Annotated in this window: 19 protein-coding genes; all 19 read right to left on the bottom strand. The window is 62.7% G+C overall.

Annotated features, from left to right (window positions below):
- Positions 1 to 56 precede the first annotated feature (56 nt).
- Positions 57 to 896 (bottom strand): putative RNA methyltransferase, encoded by an 840-nt coding sequence (locus AC127K_RS11200; protein WP_294538855.1) that lies wholly within the window; start codon positions 894 to 896, stop codon positions 57 to 59.
- Complete coding sequence (locus AC127K_RS11195; RefSeq protein ID WP_483720650.1) at positions 893 to 1,423, bottom strand: hypothetical protein; 531 nt, start codon at positions 1,421 to 1,423, stop codon at positions 893 to 895. The genes AC127K_RS11200 and AC127K_RS11195 overlap by 4 nt, the downstream gene beginning before the upstream one ends.
- A 48-nt stretch (positions 1,424 to 1,471) precedes the next feature.
- Entirely contained in the window at positions 1,472 to 2,746 is a 1,275-nt protein-coding gene (locus AC127K_RS11190) for a DUF1015 domain-containing protein (protein ID WP_483720649.1), read from the bottom strand.
- Positions 2,747 to 2,779: 33 nt separating this feature from the next.
- The gene (locus AC127K_RS11185; RefSeq protein WP_483720647.1) at positions 2,780 to 3,430 is read right to left on the bottom strand and encodes an Rnf-Nqr domain containing protein; all 651 of its coding nucleotides are present in this window, start codon (positions 3,428 to 3,430) and stop codon (positions 2,780 to 2,782) included.
- Positions 3,411 to 4,337, bottom strand: a complete 927-nt coding sequence (locus AC127K_RS11180) for an Rnf-Nqr domain containing protein (protein WP_483720646.1) — start codon at positions 4,335 to 4,337, stop codon at positions 3,411 to 3,413. The genes AC127K_RS11185 and AC127K_RS11180 overlap by 20 nt, the downstream gene beginning before the upstream one ends.
- Positions 4,306 to 5,334: an RnfABCDGE type electron transport complex subunit D gene (locus AC127K_RS11175; protein ID WP_294538866.1), complete on the bottom strand. Its 1,029-nt coding sequence runs from the start codon at positions 5,332 to 5,334 to the stop codon at positions 4,306 to 4,308. The genes AC127K_RS11180 and AC127K_RS11175 overlap by 32 nt, the downstream gene beginning before the upstream one ends.
- A 39-nt stretch (positions 5,335 to 5,373) precedes the next feature.
- Positions 5,374 to 6,036: a ribulose-phosphate 3-epimerase gene (gene rpe, locus AC127K_RS11170; RefSeq protein WP_483720645.1), complete on the bottom strand. Its 663-nt coding sequence runs from the start codon at positions 6,034 to 6,036 to the stop codon at positions 5,374 to 5,376.
- 189 nt (positions 6,037 to 6,225) lie between these two features.
- The gene (gene glf, locus AC127K_RS11165) at positions 6,226 to 7,362 is read right to left on the bottom strand and encodes a UDP-galactopyranose mutase (RefSeq protein ID WP_294538871.1); all 1,137 of its coding nucleotides are present in this window, start codon (positions 7,360 to 7,362) and stop codon (positions 6,226 to 6,228) included.
- Positions 7,346 to 8,332, bottom strand: coding sequence for a glycosyltransferase family 2 protein (locus AC127K_RS11160; RefSeq protein WP_483720644.1), 987 nt, complete (start codon positions 8,330 to 8,332; stop codon positions 7,346 to 7,348). The genes glf and AC127K_RS11160 overlap by 17 nt, the downstream gene beginning before the upstream one ends.
- A gap of 16 nt (positions 8,333 to 8,348) precedes the next feature.
- Entirely contained in the window at positions 8,349 to 9,401 is a 1,053-nt protein-coding gene (locus AC127K_RS11155; protein ID WP_294538877.1) for a glycosyltransferase family 4 protein, read from the bottom strand.
- Positions 9,398 to 10,552, bottom strand: coding sequence for a glycosyltransferase (locus AC127K_RS11150; protein ID WP_483720643.1), 1,155 nt, complete (start codon positions 10,550 to 10,552; stop codon positions 9,398 to 9,400). Before AC127K_RS11150 ends, AC127K_RS11155 begins: the two co-directional genes overlap by 4 nt.
- A gap of 37 nt (positions 10,553 to 10,589) precedes the next feature.
- Positions 10,590 to 11,996: an undecaprenyl-phosphate glucose phosphotransferase gene (locus AC127K_RS11145; protein ID WP_294538882.1), complete on the bottom strand. Its 1,407-nt coding sequence runs from the start codon at positions 11,994 to 11,996 to the stop codon at positions 10,590 to 10,592.
- A gap of 109 nt (positions 11,997 to 12,105) precedes the next feature.
- The gene (locus tag AC127K_RS11140) at positions 12,106 to 14,178 is read right to left on the bottom strand and encodes a hypothetical protein (protein ID WP_483720642.1); all 2,073 of its coding nucleotides are present in this window, start codon (positions 14,176 to 14,178) and stop codon (positions 12,106 to 12,108) included.
- 23 nt (positions 14,179 to 14,201) lie between these two features.
- Positions 14,202 to 15,197 carry a helix-turn-helix transcriptional regulator gene (locus AC127K_RS11135; protein ID WP_483720641.1) on the bottom strand — a complete coding sequence of 332 codons (996 nt, stop codon included), beginning with the start codon at positions 15,195 to 15,197 and terminating at the stop codon, positions 14,202 to 14,204.
- An 18-nt stretch (positions 15,198 to 15,215) separates the two neighbouring features.
- The gene (locus tag AC127K_RS11130) at positions 15,216 to 16,070 is read right to left on the bottom strand and encodes a prephenate dehydrogenase (protein WP_483722191.1); all 855 of its coding nucleotides are present in this window, start codon (positions 16,068 to 16,070) and stop codon (positions 15,216 to 15,218) included.
- 4 nt (positions 16,071 to 16,074) lie between these two features.
- Positions 16,075 to 17,364, bottom strand: a complete 1,290-nt coding sequence (gene aroA / locus AC127K_RS11125) for a 3-phosphoshikimate 1-carboxyvinyltransferase (protein WP_294538893.1) — start codon at positions 17,362 to 17,364, stop codon at positions 16,075 to 16,077.
- A gap of 32 nt (positions 17,365 to 17,396) precedes the next feature.
- Complete coding sequence (gene aroF, locus AC127K_RS11120) at positions 17,397 to 18,413, bottom strand: 3-deoxy-7-phosphoheptulonate synthase (protein ID WP_294538896.1); 1,017 nt, start codon at positions 18,411 to 18,413, stop codon at positions 17,397 to 17,399.
- A 47-nt stretch (positions 18,414 to 18,460) separates the two neighbouring features.
- Positions 18,461 to 19,717, bottom strand: coding sequence for a shikimate kinase (locus AC127K_RS11115; protein WP_483720640.1), 1,257 nt, complete (start codon positions 19,715 to 19,717; stop codon positions 18,461 to 18,463).
- Between the two features lie 28 nt (positions 19,718 to 19,745).
- Entirely contained in the window at positions 19,746 to 20,858 is a 1,113-nt protein-coding gene (gene aroC / locus AC127K_RS11110; RefSeq protein ID WP_483720639.1) for a chorismate synthase, read from the bottom strand.
- Positions 20,859 to 20,868: the final 10 nt, after the last annotated feature.

Genomic DNA, 20,868 nt, shown 5'->3' with positions numbered 1-20,868 from the left:
TGGGCAAAACCCTCCGGCTGAACCAATTAAAAAAGGCCCCGGACGGGGCCTTGGATTCAGGATGCGGCGCGGCGATAAAGCAAAAAGCGGAAGCCGATCTCGGTGGTCAGTTCCGGGCACTGTGCCAGCCGCTGCGCACCTTCTGTCGGCGTGTTGTAATAGTAGGGCGTCATGGCAAAGAGGTTCAGAGCCATGGCATTGTCCAGGGTGACGGTCCCGGTGACGGTCTGCTCCCCCGCCGGCACAAAACCGGGGTATTGGGTACGGATGTCCGGGTTTTCATAGGGCTGGTCGTACAGCACTTCCTTGAGGCCGAAAAGATGGCGCGGTGTGGGCACGGCATAGATCAGCAGCCCGCCGGGGCGCAGCATGCGGGAGAATTCCGCTTCGGCAAAAGGAGAAAAGACGTTGAGCAGGATATCCGCCCAGCCATCGGCCACCGGAGCGCAGAAGCTTCCCCCCACCGCAAAGGCCGCCTGGGGCACCAGTTTGGCTGCCAGACGCACCGCCGACTTGGAGAGATCAAACCCGATGAGCTGGGCTTCCTGTCCGGCAGCGGCCAGGGTGTCCAGCACCGTCCGGTCATAACTGCCTTCCCCGCAGCCTGCGTCCACGATGTGGGGCGCGGCATACCCGGCCCGGGCACACAGCTCCCCCAGGGCCTTGCGGAAGGGGTCGTAGGCACCGCTCTGCAGAAAGGACCGGCGGGCCGCCACCATGGCTTTGCCGTCGCCCGGGTCGGCGGCGTGGCGCTTCTGGATGGGCAGCAGGTTCACATACCCTTCCTTGGCCATATCAAAGCTGTGATTTTTGGCGCAGCGCAAGGTCCTGCCCCAGATGCCCAGGGCCCCGCCGCACACCGGACAGCGCAGGCCGGCCGCCTGTGCGGCGTTCATTCGGCGTCGGCCGGGGCTTCGGGCGCAGGGTCGCCCTCCACCGGCACGGTCACACCGCCATGAGCGGCAATGTACTCTTCAAAGTTGGCAAACTTCTGTTTGGGCGGACGGCGAGTGATCAGCAGCAGACCCACGTCCTCCGGCTGGGATTCCCGGCGAGGACGGGCATTGCCGGCACGGCGGCCGGACTGGGATTCCGGCTGGCGGGCGGGACGCTGTTCTCCCCCGCGGCGCTGGTTCTTGGGCTGAGCAGGCTGCTGGGGCTGCTGACGGCGGCCGCCGTTCTGGGTGCCGCTCTGGCCGTTGTTCTGGGGGTTCCGGCCCTTGCGGGGCTGACCGTTCTTTTCGGCAGCCGGGGCATTCTTGCCCTGCTGGGGCTGCTGGGACGTTTTGGCCGCGGCCTGCCCCTGCGGGGCGGCTCCCGGCCCGCGGGAACGGCGGCGGCGACGGCGGTGCTGTTCCTGCTCGCCGGGAGCTTTCTCCTTATGCTGATTCTGTTGGGGTTGGGCGGGTTTCGTATTCGGCATGCGTATTCCTCTTCTTCCTGCGGGTAAATATGACAAACCGGAGCCCCCTTATACCAGGGCCCGACATTCGTTGTAGTAGCGTTTTTCCTCTGCATGGCCCATGCTGAAGGTCTTGCGGGGCAGCACCCCGCCCAGGACCACCCCCCGGAACAGATCCGCTTTCTCAAAGGGCGGCAGCAGGATGGCGGTGGCGTTCTCCCCCGCCAGACTGCAGGCGGCCACCTGACCATGGATGTAATCCACCCGGCAGACAGGGTTCCGGGCGCACAGGTCGGTGAGAAATGCTTCCACCGTGCCCACAGCCAGCGGGCAGGGTGCATCGTCGAGGGTATAACGGCGGGCCATGGTCGGTCCGAAGATGGTGAAGGTCTGCACCGGCATACGGCCGCGGGCCTTGTGCTGCTCGGTCCAGGCATCAAAGGCTTCACACACCGCCTGCACCCCCATACCGAAAACCACCCGATGGATGGGCTCGATCTCGATGGCCGGGGAATGCACATTGCACACCTCCGCCAGACAGTAGCGGGCGGGGTGAACAGCCTGTTCCTCGGGGGTCAGAGTGGGTTTCAGTTCCTCCCAGTATGCTTTTGCGGTGGCCAGAGAATGGTTGCCGTCCCCTACCGCCAGCACCATGGGCGGCTGACCGGCGGCTCCCGGCCAACGGGCGGCGAAAGCGCCGGCATCCCCCAAAGCGGTGAGTGCCCGGTCGATCTGGTCAATCAGGGCCGGGTCCTCCACGGCCCAGCCGGCCAGATGACCGCCGCCCAGCATCAGATCCCCGTCATACAGGCAGGTCAGCTCGGCTTTGCGGCTGCCGATAGGCTCGATCAGCGTGCATTTTTCGTCGTCGGCTAGCATCATTACATGGGGTGTTTCCAGCTCCGCACCGCGGCGGATGGCCAAACGGGGCGGGATACGCTCCACCACCGTGTTTTCGCTGGGACGGATGGGGGTCTTTGCCCCCGGCTCATAGCTGTAGGCTTCCAGGTCCACCATTCCCACCAGCCCCTGACGGACGCTGCCGTCCAGCTGGGTGCGTTCCACATACACATAGCCGTGGACCTGGCGGGTGAGCACGGTCCGGCGGTATTCCGCCATGGCGGCGCGGATCTGCTTCAGGCGTTCCCCTTCCCCGGGGGTGCCCAGGTAGGCTTCGGGCAGGACAATGTGCAGGGTGCTGGGTTTGCCGGCCGCGCAGGCTTCCGCGCGCTGCCAGTAGTCCGGCTGAGAGGTGAACTGGTCGACGGCAATGCTGGCCCAGGGGTCCAGAGGGACCGAGGCATCGGGCAGCAGGATATCGGCCGGCAAAAAGCAGTTGGACATTGGTATCAACTCCGATTCAGACTGGGCGCCCGCTTACCGCGCAACGCCATGTCCCACCAGACCATAGATGGCCAGGGACAGAATGCCGATGTAGATCAGGGAACTGGGCAGACCTCGGAAAATGGCGGGCACATCCTTACTGCCCAGACGGCGGCGGCCCTCATCCACCACCAGCACCGCAAACAGATAACCGAGCCCGCTGCCGAAACCGAAGGCGATGCACTGCAGCAGGTTGTAGTTCTGGTTGGAGCAAAGCAGCAGAGTACCCAGCACACTGCAGGTACAGGTGGCCAGAGGCAGCTGTTCCCGGCAGGCAGACCGGTGCACGGCGGGCAGAATGCCCAGCAGCACCCACACCACCCCCATGGCAATGACCGCACAGGTCAGGTAGAGGATGGGACGCAGAGAGGCGATGGGCAGCCAGTCCGGCAGATACAGGCGCAGCAGCGGCGCCAGATAGGTCATGCAGGCCCAGCCCAGAGGGGCACTGAACAGCTGCACCAGGATGACCGGGGTGCAGTACTGCCAGGTGCGCACTTCGGGGTCGCTCACCAGTTTGATCAGGCGGGAAACACCCATAGCCCGGGAGAATACGACGTTTTCGGCAAAGATGGCCAGGATCGCGTAGGAGACGAACTGCGCCACGCCCTGCACCACCGTGAGATCACTGCTTACGGTCAGCATACAGGTGACGCACCTCCTCCTGTTTATAATGCACATAGGCGCCGCCCACGGCCGTCCAGCCGGCGGCCAGCAGACCCAGCAGCAGGAACCCGCCCGCGGGCTGGGCAGCCAGGGGCAGCAGCCCCACCGACAGCAGCGGCTTTTCAAAGACGGTGCCGTAAGCCAGCAGCTCCCGCAGGGTTCCCACCAGCAGGATGGCGATGCACAGGCCGATGGTGTTGTTGATGCCCTTGCGGAAGGCTTCGCCGATGGTTTCCAGTTCGGTGGCTTCCATACGCTTGACAATGACCGGTTCCACCACCATCATGGGCAGATAGATTCCCATGACGGAAAGGTTGGTGCCGAAAATATTGTACATGATGATATACACCGGGATATACAGGATGGCGGCCGAGTAGGCATACACCACCGGGCGGAACCGGTTGCCGGTGATGTGGCAGACCGCCACCGCCAGCATACGGGTGGCGGTGAGCAGCAGGATGGACAGCACGCAGAGCATGAGGGCGCGGTCTCCGTCGCTGGCCATGGCCACAATCGGGGCCAGACCCAGGCCGCGGACCATGACCGGGTTGTTCAGCCACAGATGGTCATCGTGGATGCTCTGGGCCAGTTCGGCCTCGGCTTCCGCCCGAGTCTTGCGGGCTTTGGCCTGGGGTTTGGGCTGGGGTTTGGGTTCAACGGCCTGCTCCGCAGCGGACTGGGCCTGGGCCGCCTGCCGCGCGGCAGCGGCAGCCTCCTCGTCGATCTGCTGCGGGGTCTTGCCTTCCGCAGCGGCACGGCGGGCACGCTCCAGCACTTCGGGAGAAAGCTGGGGAATAATGACGGTCTGGGAATGTTCCGGCTGGTTCTTCCTGCGCCCGGTGCGGGCCGCCGGTTTAGAGGGCTTCCGGTTTTGCTCGTTTTGCAAGCCGTTTCGCCTCCTTCTTCATGAACTTCATGCGCTCCGCACGGCGGGACACACGGTCCAGCCATTCGGGCACGGCGCCGACGATGAGCAGTGCAAAGCAGACACCGGTCTCATAGACGGTATTGTAACGGAAGACGGTGGTTGCCAGACCCAGAAGCAGACCATAGATCAGCCGGCTGGTAAAACGGTTGGGCTGGGTGACCGGTTCACAGATCAGGAACACACCGCCGAAGGCCATGCCGCCGGTGAGCAGGATATACTTTTCCAGGTAAACGCGCTGGCGGATGAACTCCCAGGGCAGGCTCAGCGTAGGCAGGTCATTCAGGTTGGGCAGCAGCCAGGGCACCGCCACACACACGATAAGGTACGGCAGCAGGGTGGACAGCTGGAGATGGCCCCGGCAGAGCAGGAACAGGCCGCAGGCCACAATGACCAGGAAAGCACCGGTTCCCAGCGGGCCGCTGACATTGCCGGTGAGCAGGTTCATGGTGGTGGCGGAAGGCAGACCGCCGCTGGACAGGGTGGTGTTCATGCCGGCAGCAAGGGTGGTGTCGGAAGTGATTCCCCACAGCGGCAGCACCGTGCCCGGGGTGGGATACCGGGTCATCTGGTTGGGCCAGGAAAGGGCCGCCACTGCCACGCCCACCGCAGCCGGGTGGAAGGGATAGTGACCTTCACCGCCGAAGGTCTCCTTGATGAGCACCGCCACAATGACCGCGGCGACGACCATGAAATAGGAAACCGAAGCCGGCATCATGAGTACAATCAGCGCGGCAAAGCATTCACTGGAAGGTTCATGGGGCCGGTAACCCGCGCCATGCAGCGGAGTGACCAGACAGTCGCAGACATAGGCGGTGAACAGACCCACCAGCATGAGCAAAATCGGCCGCGGACCATAGAAAAACCAGGCCATGGCCATGAGCGGGACACAGCACCAGAGCACGTCTGCATAGTAGTTGTAGTTGGCGCTCCGCTCGATCTTGTTACGGTTTGGCATAAGCTCTCCTTTGCTGCCCGCCGTGCGGGCGGCGGTTGCTTACAGGGCGTGGATGCCCGCCGCCATGGCGGACATATCGGGTGCTTTATACAGGGCGCTGCCCACCACCAGGACATCGGCGCCCGCACGGGTGCACAGGGGGGCGGTGTCGGTGTTGACGCCGCCGTCCACCTGCAGCATGACGGACAGGCCGCGGCGGTCCAGTTCGGCCCGCACGGCGGCCAGACGTTCGGGGGTCTGGGGCAGGAAGGACTGACCGCCGAAACCGGGCTCCACGCTCATGATGAGCACCAGGTCCACCTCGTCCAGGTAATCGAACAGTTCTTCCACCGGTGTGCCGGGACGGATGCTCAGGCCGGTGCGGCAGCCCAGTTCCCGGATGGTGCGCAGCACAGCCCGGGGGTCCTTGCGCACCCCTTCGGCTTCCAGGTGAACGGTGATGAGGTCTGCCCCCGCCGCGGCGAAATCCTTGGCGTAGAAGGCCGGGTCCTCGATCATCAGGTGCACGTCGTAGAAGGCATCCGGCAGGGCCTTGTGCAGGCAGCTGAGTACCGGGGCACCATAGCTGATGTTGGGGACGAAGTGGCCGTCCATCACGTCGATGTGCAGCATATCCGCGCCGGCATCCAGGGCGGCACGGCTCTGCGCGGCCAGATTGGCCAGGTCGGCCGACAGGACCGACACGCTCAGTTTTGTTTGCATAGTTCCAAATTCCTTTATCCTTGATACACTTTCCCGCGCGGGCACCCCTGCGCACACTCATACATGTTTTATTGTACCGTAATACGGCACAAAAATCAAATATTTATCGCAGACCCCTGTCTGGAAAATCAGGCGGCAGCCCCATGCCGACGGGGCTGCCGCCTGATTTGTGAAAATTTTTGAAAAAAATCAGATGCCGTACTGATTGATCTTGTCCAGCTGCACGCGGACACAATCCAGGGCACTTTCGATGACCTTGTCCATATCGTAATAGCGATACTCGCCCAGACGGCCGCCGAAGACCACATGGGGTTCGGCGTCGGCCATGGCCTTGTAGCGGGCATACAGGGCATTGTTCTGCTCATCGTTGACCGGGTAATAGGGCTCATCCCCGGGCTTCCATTCGGCGGAGTACTCCCGGCTGATCACCGTCTTGGTACCTGGCTCGGTGGAACCGAACTCAAAGTGCTTGTGCTCGATGATGCGGGTGTAGGGGGTCTCGGCGTCGGTGTAGTTGATGACCGCGTTGCCCTGGTAGTTGGGGCAGTTGAGGACTTCGGTCTCAAAGCGCACGCTGCGGTACTGCAGTGCGCCCAGCTCATAGTCGAAGTAGGCATCAATGGGGCCGGTGTAGATCACCCGGCCGGCCAGGGCATCCAGCTCCGCCTTGTCTTTCAGATAGTTGACTCCCAGACGGACCTCGATGCCATGGAGCATCTTTTCCACCATGGCGGTGTAGCCGCCGTTGGGAATACCCTGGTACAGCGCGTTGAAATAGTTGTTGTCAAAGGTCAGGCGCACCGGCAGCCGCTTGATGATGAAGGCGGGCAGCTGGTCGCAGGGACGGCCCCACTGCTTTTCGGTATACCCCTTGATGAGCTTCTCATAGATATCGGTGCCCACCAGGTTGATGGCCTGCTCTTCCAGGTTCTTGGGCTCGGCGGTGAAGTGGGCGGCCCGCTGTTCGGCGATCTTGGCGGCGGCTTCGGCCGGCGTGATGACCCCCCACATCTTGTTGAAGGTGTTCATGTTGAAGGGCATGTTGTACAGTTCGCCCTTGTAGTTGGCCACCGGAGAATTGGTGTAGCGGTTGAACACCGCAAAGTTGTTCACATAATCCCAGACCTTCTTGTTGTTGGTATGGAAGATGTGGGCGCCGTACTTGTGAACGTTGATGCCCTCGATGGTTTCGGTGTAGATGTTGCCGGCAATGTGATCCCGCTTGTCGATCACAAGGCAGGTACGGCCGGCCTTGGTGGCCTCATGGGCAAACACCGCGCCGAACAGACCGGCACCAACGATCAGATAATCATACTGTTTTGCCATCAGAAACGACCTCCTTCTGACTGGAACCCTGCAGCGCATCGGCCTCCCGCTTCCAGCGTTCGGCCTGCTGCAGCTTGAACTCAAAATCACGGGCATCCTGGGCCAGCAGGCTGGACAGGATCACGCCCGAAATAAACAACAGAAGCGCCGCGACCATGCCGCAGGCACATACGATCAGGGTGGGAAAACGGGGCACCAGACCCGTGCGGAAATATTCCGCCACCACCGGCACCATGAACCCGGTGCTGACCAGGGCCAGCAGCAGAGCCAGAATGGTGAAAAAGGCGAAAGGCCGATAGTTTTTGTACAGCCGCGCAATGGTGCGCAGCACCTTGGCACCGTCGCTGTAGGTGTTCAGCTTGGACACGCTGCCCTGGGGACGGTCCCGGTACTCGATGACCACGTTTTCGATCTGCATGCGCCGCTCCACCGCGTGGATGGACATTTCGGTCTCGATCTCGAAACCGCGGGACAAAACCGGGTAGGTCTTGACAAACTGAAAGCTGAACGCCCGGTATCCGGTCATGATATCCTGGATCTGACTGCCGAACAGCCGGTTGATGGAAAACCGTACCAGGCTGTTGCCAAAGTTGTGGAAGGGGCGCTTGTTCTCGGTAAAATAGGTGCTGGAAAGGCGGTCCCCCACCACCATATCCGCTCCTCGCTCCAGAACGGGCCGCACCAGTTCCGGCGCGGCGGATGCGGGGTAAGTATCGTCTCCGTCCACCAGCAGATAGCAGTCGGCATCGATCTCCCGGAACATCCGGCGCAGCACGTTGCCCTTGCCCTGCTGGTATTCGTGGCGGACCACCGCCCCGGCCGCAGCGGCCAGTTCGGCAGTGCGGTCGGTGGAGTTGTTGTCATAGACATAAATGGCAGCTTCCGGCAGGACGGCACGATAGTCGGACACCACCTTGGCCACGGTCTTTTCCTCATTGTAACAGGGGATCAGCACTGCGATCCGGTCCATATCCTTCTCCCCTCTCTCACTGGGCCGCAAAACGGCGGATCTCATCCAGCCAGAACGCCGCCGTCACCGGCCAACTGTATTTCTGCAGGATCTTCTGGGGAGACTCCACCGGGCGGGACATGAGCTCGTCCAGGTCCACATCGTAATCCATGGGGTCAAAATAGCGCACCGTGTTGCCGTAGAGTTCCGGCAGGCAGGAGGCGTTGGACACCGCTACCTGGGCCCCCAGGCTGAGGGCTTCCAGCGGCGGGATGCCGAACCCTTCAAACAGCGCCGGATGCAGGAAAGCACGGCAGTTCTGCATCAGGGCCTTGTTCTCCCCGTCCGTGACATAGCCGGGATAATGCAGGTTGCCGGCGCTCACCGCCTGCTCGTCATCCCCGAAAGCGGCCAGGTCCTTGCCGCCGGCCACCACAAACACCTTGTCCGGATTGCGGGCGGCCACTTCCCGGATCCACTTATAGTTCTTGTGTCCGGCCAGACTGCCCAGGGCATAGAAGTATTCTCCCTTGTGCACACCGGGCAGCTTGTCGAACACCCCTTCGTCCGGCTCAACCGGCTGCAGGTGTTCCCAGCCATTGTAGGTCAGGCCGATGCGGGCGGTGGGAATGTGCAGCCGCCGGGAAATGAGCTGACGCTGGTCATCGCTCACCGTATACACCCGCTGGGCAAAGGCCCGGATGCTCAGGCAGTGCACCCAGAACTTGAACCGGAAAAAGGCCCGGTCGGTATTCATGACCAGGGGCCGGATATCGTGCAGCACCACGGCACTGGGACGGCCCATGAGCATATCACTGGCCAGACCCAGATAGAAAGCATCATGCTTGCGCACATACCGGGGCAGCACAAACAGATTGTAGCTGTATTTGATGGCCTTGAGCGGCACGACCTGAATGTTTTTCAGCGGCGGCAGATGCAAGGGACGGCCGTCATCCCGGTAGCACAGCCGCACGTCCAGGCCCGTGCCGGTGAGAAGCTCATCCAACCGGGTCACGACCTCATAGACATAGCGCGGAATGCCGGTGATGGGATCACACAGCACCGTGCCGTTGATCACGATGGGTCTCAAATTGTTTCCTCCTTCGGCAGATGGGCACAGTCATGCAGTTCACGGCGCCAATCCGCAACACGGCGCGCACAATAGTCGCGCAGCTGGGACTCAAAGCGTTCCTCACTGAACTGCAGACTGTGGGCGCGGATCTCCTCTTTGGTGCAGGCCACCCCTTCGGCCTCGAATTTTTCAATGCATTCGGCCAGACTGTCCACCGTCTGGGCATGGAAAAGCAGCCCGGTGCGGCCGTCTTCCACCGTCTCGCAGGCGCCGCCCCGGCCGTACGCCAGGACCGGCGTTCCGGCGCTCTGGGCTTCTACCGGCGTGATGCCGAAATCCTCTTCCCCGGGGAAAAGGAACGCCTTGGCACGCAGGTAATAGCCGCGGACTTCTTCATCCGAAAGTCCGCCGCCTTTGAACTCCACCGTGGGTCCGGCCATGGCTTTCAGCCGGGATTCTTCGTCGCCGGTGCCGATAACCACCAGGCGCCGGCCCAGTTTGGTGCAGGCCGCCACGGCCAGGTCCATCCGCTTGTACCAGGTAAAGCGACCCACCACCAGGTAAAAGTCTTCCTTTGCCACAAAGGGGCTCTGGTTGATGTGTACACAGGGATAAATCACATCACTGTCCCGGCGATAATACTTTTTGATGCGCTGGGCAATATACCGGGAATTGGCGATGAAATAATCCACCCGGTCGGCGGCACACTTGTCCCACTGCCGTAGTTTGTGCATCTGTCCGGGCATGACCGCCCGCACCAGCGGGTTGGCGTTGGCCCGGTAGGTATAATAAAAGTCCCACACATACCGGATGGGCGTGTGGCAGTAACAGATATGCACCGCGTCCGGCCGGGTGATGACCCCCTTGCTGCAGGAGGAAGAGGAGGACAGCACCAGGTCGTATTCCGAAAGGTCCAGTGCCTCAAAGGCACCGGGCATCAAAGGCAGCAGCTTTTTATACAGTCTGGTGGCAAAGGGGATCTTCTGCACCCAGGTGGTGCGGATGTCGTAATCCCGGAACCAGGCGGGCATCTTCTTCTCGTCATAGACAAGGGTGTAGATGGGGGCGTCGGGAAACACGTGGTGCATGCAGTCCACCACGCGGTCGGCGCCCGCATAGGATACCAGCCAGTCATGCACAATGGCGACCTTGAGCTTGTTGTTTTGCATTAGCTGCCTCCTTATGGGATGGGGCGAAACGGGCAGTTCAGACGAGTTTTTCATCATTGATCATCTTGCCGCCGAACGCAGTGCGGAAGATGATCTTGATATCCAGGGCCAGGGTCCAGTTTTCGATGTACCAGATATCGTACCGGATGCGCTCGGCGATGTCGGTGTCGCCCCGCAGGCCGTTGACCTGGGCCCAGCCGGTCACACCGGGGCGCACCTGCTGGCGCACCAGATAGCGGGGGATCTCCTCCTTGAAGTGCTCCACATGGAAGGGCACTTCCGGCCGGGGCCCCACCAGACTCATATCGCCTTTGAGGACGTTGAAGAACTGGGGAAGCTCATCCAGACTGAATTTGCGGATAAAACTGCCGAAACGGGTCTTGCGGGGGTCGGAATTGGTGCTCCAGCCGGTCTTTTCGTCCGTGTTCACACGCATGGACCGGAACTTGTACATCATGAATTCCTTTTTGTTCAGTCCCACCCGCTTCTGGCAGAAGATGACCGGACCGGGGCTGGACAGCTTGACCCCGATGGCCACCGCCAGCATGACCGGACTGGTGAGCACAATGAGGAACAGGCTGCCCAGAATATCAAACAGCCGTTTGGCAAAAGCATTGAGGATGTTGTCAAAAGGCGTCTGCCGCACATTGATGAGCTTGCAGCTGCCCAGCACGTCGATGGTGGGACGGGCGGGCATATAATCGTTATAGAAAGGAAGCATGGTGATGCGCAGCCCCTGCTTGTCGCAGGCAGCCAGCGCATGGGGGATCATCTGCATCTCGTCCGCATCCAGCGCAATGACCACCTCTTCGATGCCGGGGTCACTGAGCACTTCGTCCAGCTGGGTGTACGGGCCCCGGTACTCGGCCTTCAGGGCCTTGTTGGGGTTGTCGGCCAGATACCCGTCCACATAGTACCCGTAATACGGATTCTGTTCCAGCGCCTGCAGGTACTGGGCAGCCGCCTTGCCGCCGCCCACCAGCAGAACGTGATGGAAGTCCATGCCCCGGCGATGGCGCCAGCGGTCATACCAGCGGCGCAGCATCCGCTTGAAGATCAGCAGGCCGGTGCCGAACACATAGAACAGAATGACCACCAGACGGGAGAAGTTGACCACCCGGAACTGGTAAAGCAGGGCTTCAAAGCCCAGGATGCACACCGCGTTGACCAGCAGGATCAGCCGGCAGCGCCGCCAGAATCCCCGCAGGCGGGAAGCATCATACAACCCGCACAGCCAGAATACGGCCACCGCCACCACGGCATAGACCCCACCGGCAAAAACCGTTTCCTGGGCGATGTCCAGGGCAGGGCCGGCGCCGCCGGGCTGGAAAAAGCGCAGATAATTGAACCGCAGATGGTTGGCCAGAAGATACGCCACGAACAGGAGCACCGCGTCCAGTCCGCTGCTGAACCAGGCACGGATGCGTTTGTTCTTTTCCAGCATACCGCCGGCCTCCTTTCACAACAAATTCGGAACTGCGTAAGAAATGGGCATTTATATAGAATAGCATACTCCCGCCCAGGTTGCAAGGCGGCCCCGCAGGCAGCGGGGGTCATTCAAAGAAGTATTCCCAGTCAAAGTAAGTGGCTTCCACCGTGGCCGCGTTGACGGTGACATGGGCCGCATCCTGGGGCAGAGCCTCCAGGGTGATGGAGCCCACACCGTCGGAGATGGTCACCGGCACATTGTAGACGGAGCGGTCGGTGGGCAGGAAGAAGTTGCCCTGATCCGGGTCCCGCTCCGCGGCCACACAGAGCTCGTTTTCGGTGACGGCGGTGCAAAACAGGAAGCTGTGCAGCCCGCCCCGCAGCGTGTAGCCGCTGTCCACCGAGAAGGTGTAATCCAGGGCCACGTCCGCCACCCCGCAGAAGGTGGGGTCATCCGTCGTGACCGTGAGGGTCACCGTCTTGCCGTCCTGGGCCAGGTCCACCGTGCAGGGCTGGGCCAGATCATTGCAGACGCCGGTGCGTTCCCAGAACAGGTGCATGCCGCCGCTGTTATAGGTGTTGGCCACCGGGCTCCACCAGCGGTACAGTTCCCGGTAGAACCACCAGTTGGCGTTGCGGCTCCAGCGTTCGGACAGGGCCACCTTGGCACTGGGGGTGACCACCCGGTCAAAGGTGCCGGTCTGGAAGGCGGTCAGGTAGGCCAGCCGCTGCCGGTCCCCCATGGCGTGGATGATGTAATCCACCCCGGTGGGTTGCAGCTGGCCGGTCATTGCTTCCAGGGCGCTGGAATAGGTCCCGAAGAGGGTCTTTCCCTCGTTCATGGCCTTCTCGGTGGCCAGCTTGTCCGCCTGGTCCCCGAACCAGCCCCCCAGCTCCGGCACATAGGTCAGGTTCCCGTGGCCGCCCAGGCGGCTTTGCACCTGGCCGGTCATGCCCACGGCCAGCACGGCGCAGGCAAACACAGTGCACGCCGCGGCCGCGGCATATCCCAGAAGGCGGGCCGGCTTTGTATGCCCCTGCAGCAGGCGTCCGGCCAGTTCCAGCACGGCACGCAGCACAAACAGCGGCAGCAGGATGGCCAGCAGGGCCTGGGCGCCGCCGGTGGGGCCGCCTTCCCGGGAACCAGAAAGGATGCAGTAGAGAAGATTCCACAAAGGCATGCCCAGGCACAGGGCAAACCCGGCTGCCGCCAGCGCCGCCGAGCGATTGCGGCGGCAGCGGAAGATGCCCACCGCAAACAGCACCGCCAGCACCAGGCAGAGGGCACCCGCGGGCTGGGGGATGTAATCGGTGAGATAGCAGAGTTTTCCGTCAGCGGAAGTGCCGTAATACCAGCCCTGGAAGGCGCTGACCCCCCGGGTCTGCTGCAGCCATGCGATGGGATGGCCGAAGCTGATGAGCAGCACCGACACCCCCAGCCCCACACAGCTGATGAGGATATACTGTCCCACCCGCAGGAGAACCCGCTTCCAGGCTGTACCGTACTGACGCAGCAGGAACAGTCCGTAGCCCAGCGCCACAGAAATGTACATGGCAGCGCCCATATCATTGCTCCATGGCACCAGGAATCCCGCCACGGCAGGCACCAGAACCCAGGGAGCGACGGCTTTGCCCCGCTGGGCGGTGCGGTCCCGGCGTGCCCAGACACGCAGCCCCAGCAGGATGAGCAGGACTGCCAGCGGCAGGGCGGCGCCCCGCATCATGCGGGCACTGTTGCCATTTCTGGCTGCGTACTCGATCAGCGGGCGCAGCTGGGCCTGAAGCGGCACCGGCACATCATGGGCAATAAGCAAAAACCAGGCGCTGAGGGCCGGACAGGCAAACAGAGCCCGACGGCCCCGGCCCAGCACCGCCGCACAGGCGGCCAGGACCAGCAGCTCAAAGTAAAACCAGGTACAGAAGTTGGTGGCAAAGACGCTGCGGCCAAAGCTGTTGCCCAGCACCAGCAAAAGACCGCCCACGCTGTACAGCTCCCCTGCCCCCAGGTACACCGCAAAATCCTGATAAGGTGCCTGTCCGGCCAGCAGATGCCGCACCGGATTGTAGTTCTGGAAATCGCCGTTCATGATCTCGTAACTGGCGTCAAAGTTGGCATCCAGGCCGTGCACGGCCGCCAGCCCTGCCAGAACCGCCAGAAGCAGCACCCAGGGAAGAACGCGTTTGAGGGTTTGTTTCAAGATTCAGGCTCTCCCTTCCCGGTTCAGCGGTAGATGGTCTGCAGGGTATCCAGGGTCTTGCGCATCTCGGCACGCACCTCCGGCGGGGTCAGGATCTCCACCCCTTTGCCGAACCCGGCCACCCAGCCGAAAAACTGCGGACTGATCTGAACGTTCACCGTCAGGGTAAAATGCTCGCCGCCGGTGCAGGGCACCAGAGTGGGGCCGGTGCCGAAACGGTCGATCATCGCCCCGGCAAAACGGTTTTCGCATTTCAGGGTGACCTTTTTCAGGGGTCCGTTGAACATGCCGAACATCTGCTGGGTATAGCTGTTCACATCAAAATCGGCGTACTCCTCGGCGCCTTCCCGTGGAACTTCGGGCAGAGGCTCCACCTTCTGCATCTTGTCCACCCGGTAATGGCGCAGATGTCCTTCGGTGTAGGCGATGAGGTAATAGTTCCCGTTCTCCCATACCAGGGCCCAGGGACTAACCTTGTACAGCTGTCCGTTGTGGCGGGGGACCATCTGCTTCTGCAGATCCCAGTCACAGTATTTGAACTGTACCTGCACCCCGGTGGTGATGGCGGTGTGCAGCGCGTCCACGCTGTACAGGATCTTTTCGTCCTGGCTTTTCACCCGGCCGGAAACCAGCACGGTGCGGTCCAGTTCCGCCTGCCGGTAGCGGGAGGTGAACTTGCCCAGCTTGTCGATGAGGGTACGGCTCTTGCGGGCGGTGATGAACTTGCTGGCATACACCGCATCCACCAGCAGCTTGAGTTCGGCGAACTCGAAGGGGCTGTCGGTCATATAATAACCGCCGCCGCGGCCACGCTGCTGCACGATCTCAAAAGGAGCACCGGGCATGGAATTAATGGTCTGGATGTCGTCATACACACTCTTGCGCTCGGCATCCACCCCCCGTTCCCGCAGCAGTTCCACCAGATGCGGTACGCTCAGGGGATGCTGTTCGTCGGTCTCCCGAGAGAGGATCTCCAGCAGGGTCAGCAGTTTGAGTTTTTGTCCTTCTTTGCGGGGCATAGCGGTCTCCTCCTCGCTTTATTTTCGATCGAAGGCTTCACGGCGTTTGGTGGAAAGGCGGAACATCTCTTCCAGGCCTTCCCGGTCCCCGGCCGCCAGACGGTCACGCAGACGGTCCAGCGCCGCCGAGAACATGTCGATCTCACCGATCAGGTTATCCTTGTTCCACAAAAACAATTCCGCCCACATTTTATCGTTGATGCGCGCGATCCGGGTCAGATCCCGGAAGGAATCGCCGGTGTAGCAGGCCAGCTCGCTGTTGTCCGAGGCGCACATCAGGCAGACGGCGATGGCATGGCACAGCTGGCTCACATAACCGATCATCCGGTCGTGCTCGGCGGGGGTCAGAGTGGTGATGCGGGCAAAGCCCAGCACCCCGGCCAGCTCGGTACACCACTGGATGGCTTCCGGGGTGTTCTTGTCGGTGGGGGTGATGATGAAGTTGGCGGGGGCGAAATCCACTTCGGCGCTGTGGGTGATGCCGCTGGTCTCCCGTCCGGCCATGGGATGGCTGGCGATGAACTCCACCCCTTGGGGCATCATGGCCTGCACCGGGCCCACCACCCCGCGCTTGACGCCGGACACGTCGGTGACCAGGGTACCGGGGCGCAGAAGATGTCCGTACTGCCGCACCCAGTCCAGAAAGGCGGTGGGGTACAGCCCGAAGATGACCCGGTCTGCCCCGGTGACCAGGTCTTCAAAATCCTGGTCTGCCCCGGCGCAGATATATTCCTTTTCCAGGGCCCAGGCCACGGCGGCAGGGTCCTTGTCGATGCCGGTGACCCGGTATCCCTTGCCGGAGAGCACCTGGGCGTATTTGCCGCCCAACAGCCCCAGACCGACGATGAGATAGGTATGGCTGTGATCCATCAGAACATCACTCACTTTCCACCAGGTCGATGTTGGCGCCCAGAGAGCGCATCACCGTGAAGAAATCCGGCCAGCTCTTGCGCACGGCCTCGGCCCCCCGGATGGTGGCCGGTACCCCGGCGGCCAGGGCGGCCACCGTCAATGCCATGACGATGCGGTGGTCGTTGTGGCCGGACAGGGGTTCTGCGGGGGCGTGCAGCGCCCCGCCGGTCATGGTCAGGGTATCCCCGTCCACCTGCACCCGCCCGCCCATCTTGGCCAGCTCCTGCTGCATGGAAGCGATGCGGTCGGATTCCTTGATGCGCAGGCGTCCGGCATTGCGGATGGTGGTGGTGCCGCCGCACAGGCAGCCCAGAGAAATGAGCACCGGGCCCAGGTCGGGGCAGTCGGCCAGGTCGATGTCCCCCGCCTTCATCAGGCTGCGGGAAAACCGCAGGGCGCCGTTGACGTTGGCGATCTTGCCGCCGCAGCCCTTGAGGATATCCAGGATGACCCGGTCCCCCTGGCGGCTGGCGGGGTCCAGCCCGGACACCGAGATGCCGCCCAGCAGCACCCCCAGCACGGCCAGAAAGGCCGCCTGACTGTAGTCCCCTTCCACCGCCATATCACAGGGCAGGTAGCGCTGGGGCGCGGGGATGCGGTAGATGACACCGCCGTTTTTCTTGGCCCGCTGGGTCACCTTGACCCCGAACCGCTGCATGGCGGCGATGGTCAGGTCCACATAGCTGCGGCTCTCGTAGGGGGGCAGGACCTCGATGGTGGTCTCGGATTCCAGCAGCGGCGCCGCAAAGAGCAGCCCGCTGATGAACTGGCTGGATACATCCCCGGGCAGGGTGAGCCCGCCGGGACGCAGCCGCCCGAAGACGGTGATGCCCTCGCTGGACTGCTCAAACCGCAGGCCCTGCCGGTTGAAAAGCATCCGGTAGACTTCCTGGGGACGGTCCATGAGCCGCCCCGCCCCGGTGAAGCGGATCTTCTGGGCGGTGAGGCTGAACACCGGGATCAGGAACCGCAGAGTGCTGCCGCTCTCATTGCAGAAAACCGGGCGGGTGACGGTGGGAAATCCGTCCGAGCCCAGCCCCTTGATGACCACGGCATGCTTTTCCTGCTGAACCTGGGCGCCCAGCTGACACACCGCCCCCAGGGTGGCACGGATGTCGTCGGAATATTCAATGTTTTCGATGCGGCTGGTACCGCCGGCCAACGCCGCGCACAGCACCGCCCGGTGTGCCGCGCTCTTGCTGGGCGGAACACAGGCCGTGCCGCCCAGACGGCTGGCATGCAGGATTGCGTCCAAACTGACACCACCTTTTTGGAAGAAATTGGCCCTTACATGGCGCGGCCGATGGCAGCGGCCACCTTGCGGCACTTGGCCACCGTATCCGCGAACTTGTCCGGTTTCAGGCACTGGGCGCCGTCGCTCCAGGCGCACTGGGGATTGTCGTGCACCTCGATCTCCAGACCGTCAGCACCGGCGGCCACCGCCGCCAGGGCCATGCTTTCCACGTACTTGTAGTCGCCGGTGGCATGGCTGGGGTCCACGATGACCGGCAGATGGGTCTTTTCCTTGATGACCGGTACGGCGGACAGGTCCAGGGTGTTGCGGGTGTACTTTTCGAAGGAACGGATGCCCCGCTCACACATGATGACCTTCTCATTGCCGCCGGCCATGATGTACTCGGCGGACATGATCCATTCCTCGATGGTGTTGGCAAAGCCGCGCTTGAGCAGGATGGGCTTGCTCATCTTGCCCACCGCCTTGAGCAGCTGGAAGTTCTGCATGTTGCGGGCGCCGATCTGCACGATGTCCACGTATTCCTCGAACTCGTCGATGTGGGTCTCGTCCATCAGCTCGCTGACAATGGGCAGGCCGGTGACTTCCCGGGCCTTGACCATGTCCATGATGCCCTCGGTGCCCAGGCCCTGGAAGGAGTAGGGGCTGGTGCGGGGCTTGTAGGCGCCGCCGCGCAGGAAGTTGGCGCCGCCTTCCTTGACCAGCTTGGCCATCTTGATGATGTGGTCCTCCCCTTCCACGCTGCAGGGACCGGCCATGACCACCACCGGAGAGTTGCCGCCGATCTTGATGCCGTTCACATCAATGACGGTGTCATCGGGGTGGAACAGGCGGTTGGCCCGCTTGTAGGGGGCGGACACACGGGTGACGTTTTCCACCCAGGGGTTGGCCAGGACGTCCTTTTCGGCGATCTTGGTGGTATCGCCCACCAGACCGAACACGTTGTAGTCGGTGCCGCGGATCAGCGTGACCGAAAGGCCCTGTTTTTCGAAGCTGTCAATGATGCGGTCCAGTTCGACCTGCGGAGTGCCTTTTTTGGTAGAAATAATCATGGTTACATGTCCCTCTCTCTATGGTTTTGGTTTGTGACGGTACGGCGTCAGCGGGTATAATCAAAGGTCTTTTCAAAGGCGGCGCGGGCAGCGTTCACCGCGTTGGCCAGGGTGGAGGTGTTGTCCACCACCCCGTCGGCGGCGCTGCGGTAGGCGGGTTCCCGCTCCGCTTCCATCCGGCGCAGGGCTTCCCGGCCGGTGGAAAGGGGGCGTCCGCCCATGGCCAGGAACTCCACCGGACGGCGCACCCACAGCACGGGGCCATTCTGGCGCAGCAGGCGGGTGTTGCCGGGGGTTTTGACCACACCGCCGCCGCAGGCGATGACCTGACCGCTCTGCTTGGACACTTCGGACAGGGCATCCGCCTCATACCGGCGGAAGGCGGCCTCCCCTTCCCGGGCAAAGATGTCGGGGATGGGCATGCCGGCGTGCTGTTCGATCCATTCGTCCAGATCCACGTAGGTCTTGTTCAGGGCTTTGGCCAGCCCTTCGCCCACCGTGCTCTTGCCGCACCCGGGCATGCCGATGAGGGAAACGTTGCTCAGTTCCCGCTTCAGGTCCCGGCTGGTGGTGCGGATGAAGGTATCTTTATCCATGGTGGTGCCGGTGAACAGTTCGGAGGCGTAGGCCGCCTGGGCCACCAGCATCTCAAAGCCGCAGTAAGCCGGGATGCCCCGGTCCTCCGCCCGCAGCAGCAGCTCGGTGCGGAAGGGATTGTACACCACATCCAGCACCGCCTTCAGGTTGGGCAGCGCGCTCAGGTCCAGCAGGCATTCCCCCACATGGGGGAACATCCCCGCCGGACTGGTGTTGACCACGATCTCCGCTTCCTTGCACTGGGCTGCCTGATCGTAGGTCAGGACGTTCTTGCCGCCCCGCCGGCTGACCGGCAGCACCGCTTTGGCGCCGGCGTCCCGGCAGACGGCGCTGACGGTGGCGCAGGTGCCGCCGGTGCCCAGCACCAGCACGGTGCGCCCCGCAAAGTCCACGCCGTGGCGGCGGGCCAGCCATGCAAAGCCGGCGTAGTCGGTGTTGTAGCCGTAGAGACGGCCGTCCCGCTGCACCACGGTGTTTACCGCACCGATGGCCTTGGCCGCCGGGTCGATGACATCGCAGTATTCCATGACCAGCTTCTTGTACGGAATGGTCACGTTGATGGCCTTGAAGGCCCGGGCCTGCAGAAAGGCACGGGCGTCGGCCTCGGTGGGCAGGGCACGCAGCTCATAGGCGTAGCCGCCCGCCCGCTGGTGGATCTGCCGGGAATAGCTGTGTCCCAGCTTGGCACCGATCAAACCATATTCCATGTTCCGATTCTCCCCTTTCCCTTGCCGTTTATAACCGGGGCAGGCCGTGCTTTTGCGCCAGCGTGCCGTAACGGATGCTGATAAGGTCCAGAATACCGAAAGCCGTCAGGCTGTTCTGCACCACCGCCGCCCGGGGCACGATACAGGGATCATGCCGGCCTTTGATCTGGATCTCGGCGTCCTGTCTGGCGGGATAGTCCACCGTATCCTGGGGGCGGTAGATGCTGGGGGTGGGCTTGACCACCGTACGCAGCACGATGGGCATGCCGTTGGTGATGCCCCCGTTGATGCCGCCGTTATGGTTGGTGGCGGTCCAGATCTGCCCTTCCCGCATACGGAAGGCGTCGTTGGCCTGACTGCCCCGCAGTTCCGCAAAGCCGAACCCGGCGCCGAACTCAATGCCTTTGACGGCGGGTACCGCAAACATCAGGTGCGCCAGGGTGCTCTCCACACTGTCGAACCAGGGTTCTCCCACCCCGGCCGGCAGCCCGGTGACCACCGTTTCCAGAATACCGCCCACGCTGTCTCCCTCCGACCCGGCAGCCCGGATGGCCGCCTGCATGGGGGCTTCCTTGTCCGGGTCCAGCAGGGCGAAATGCCCCGGTTCCGGCTCGGGCATGACCAGTCCGGCGGCGCTGGACAGGGGCGCGTCCTGCACACCGCCGCAGGCGGCGATGTGGGTGTACACCCGGATGCCCAGACCTTGCAGGACCTGCTCACAGACGGCCCCGGCCGCCACGGCGGCGGCGGTGATCCGGCCGGAGAAATGTCCCCCGCCCCGGGCGTCCTGATACCCTTCATACTTGGCGAAGGCGGTGTAATCCGCGTGACCGGGGCGCAGCAGCGCCGCGGTTTTGGCATAGTCCTGGCTGCGGGTGTTGGTGTTGCGCACCATCAGGGTCAGGGGGGTGCCTGTGGTGTGCCCGTCCAGCACGCCGGAAAGGAATTCCACCTCATCCGGCTCGGTGCGGGCGGTGGAAAGCCCGTCGCCCCGGGCCCGACGGCGGTCCATGCGGATGTTGATGAAATCGGTATCCACCGGCAGTCCGGCGGCCAGACCGTCCAGCACGGCACCGATGGCCGGACCGTGGCTTTCGCCGAAGATGGTCAGGGACACCGCACTGCCAAAAGTATTTTTCATCGGTGGTCAG

Source organism: Subdoligranulum sp. DSM 23681 (genome assembly GCF_057005535.1).
Note: the sequence above shows the minus strand (reverse complement) of the source record. Positions and strands in the feature narration are given on the sequence as shown.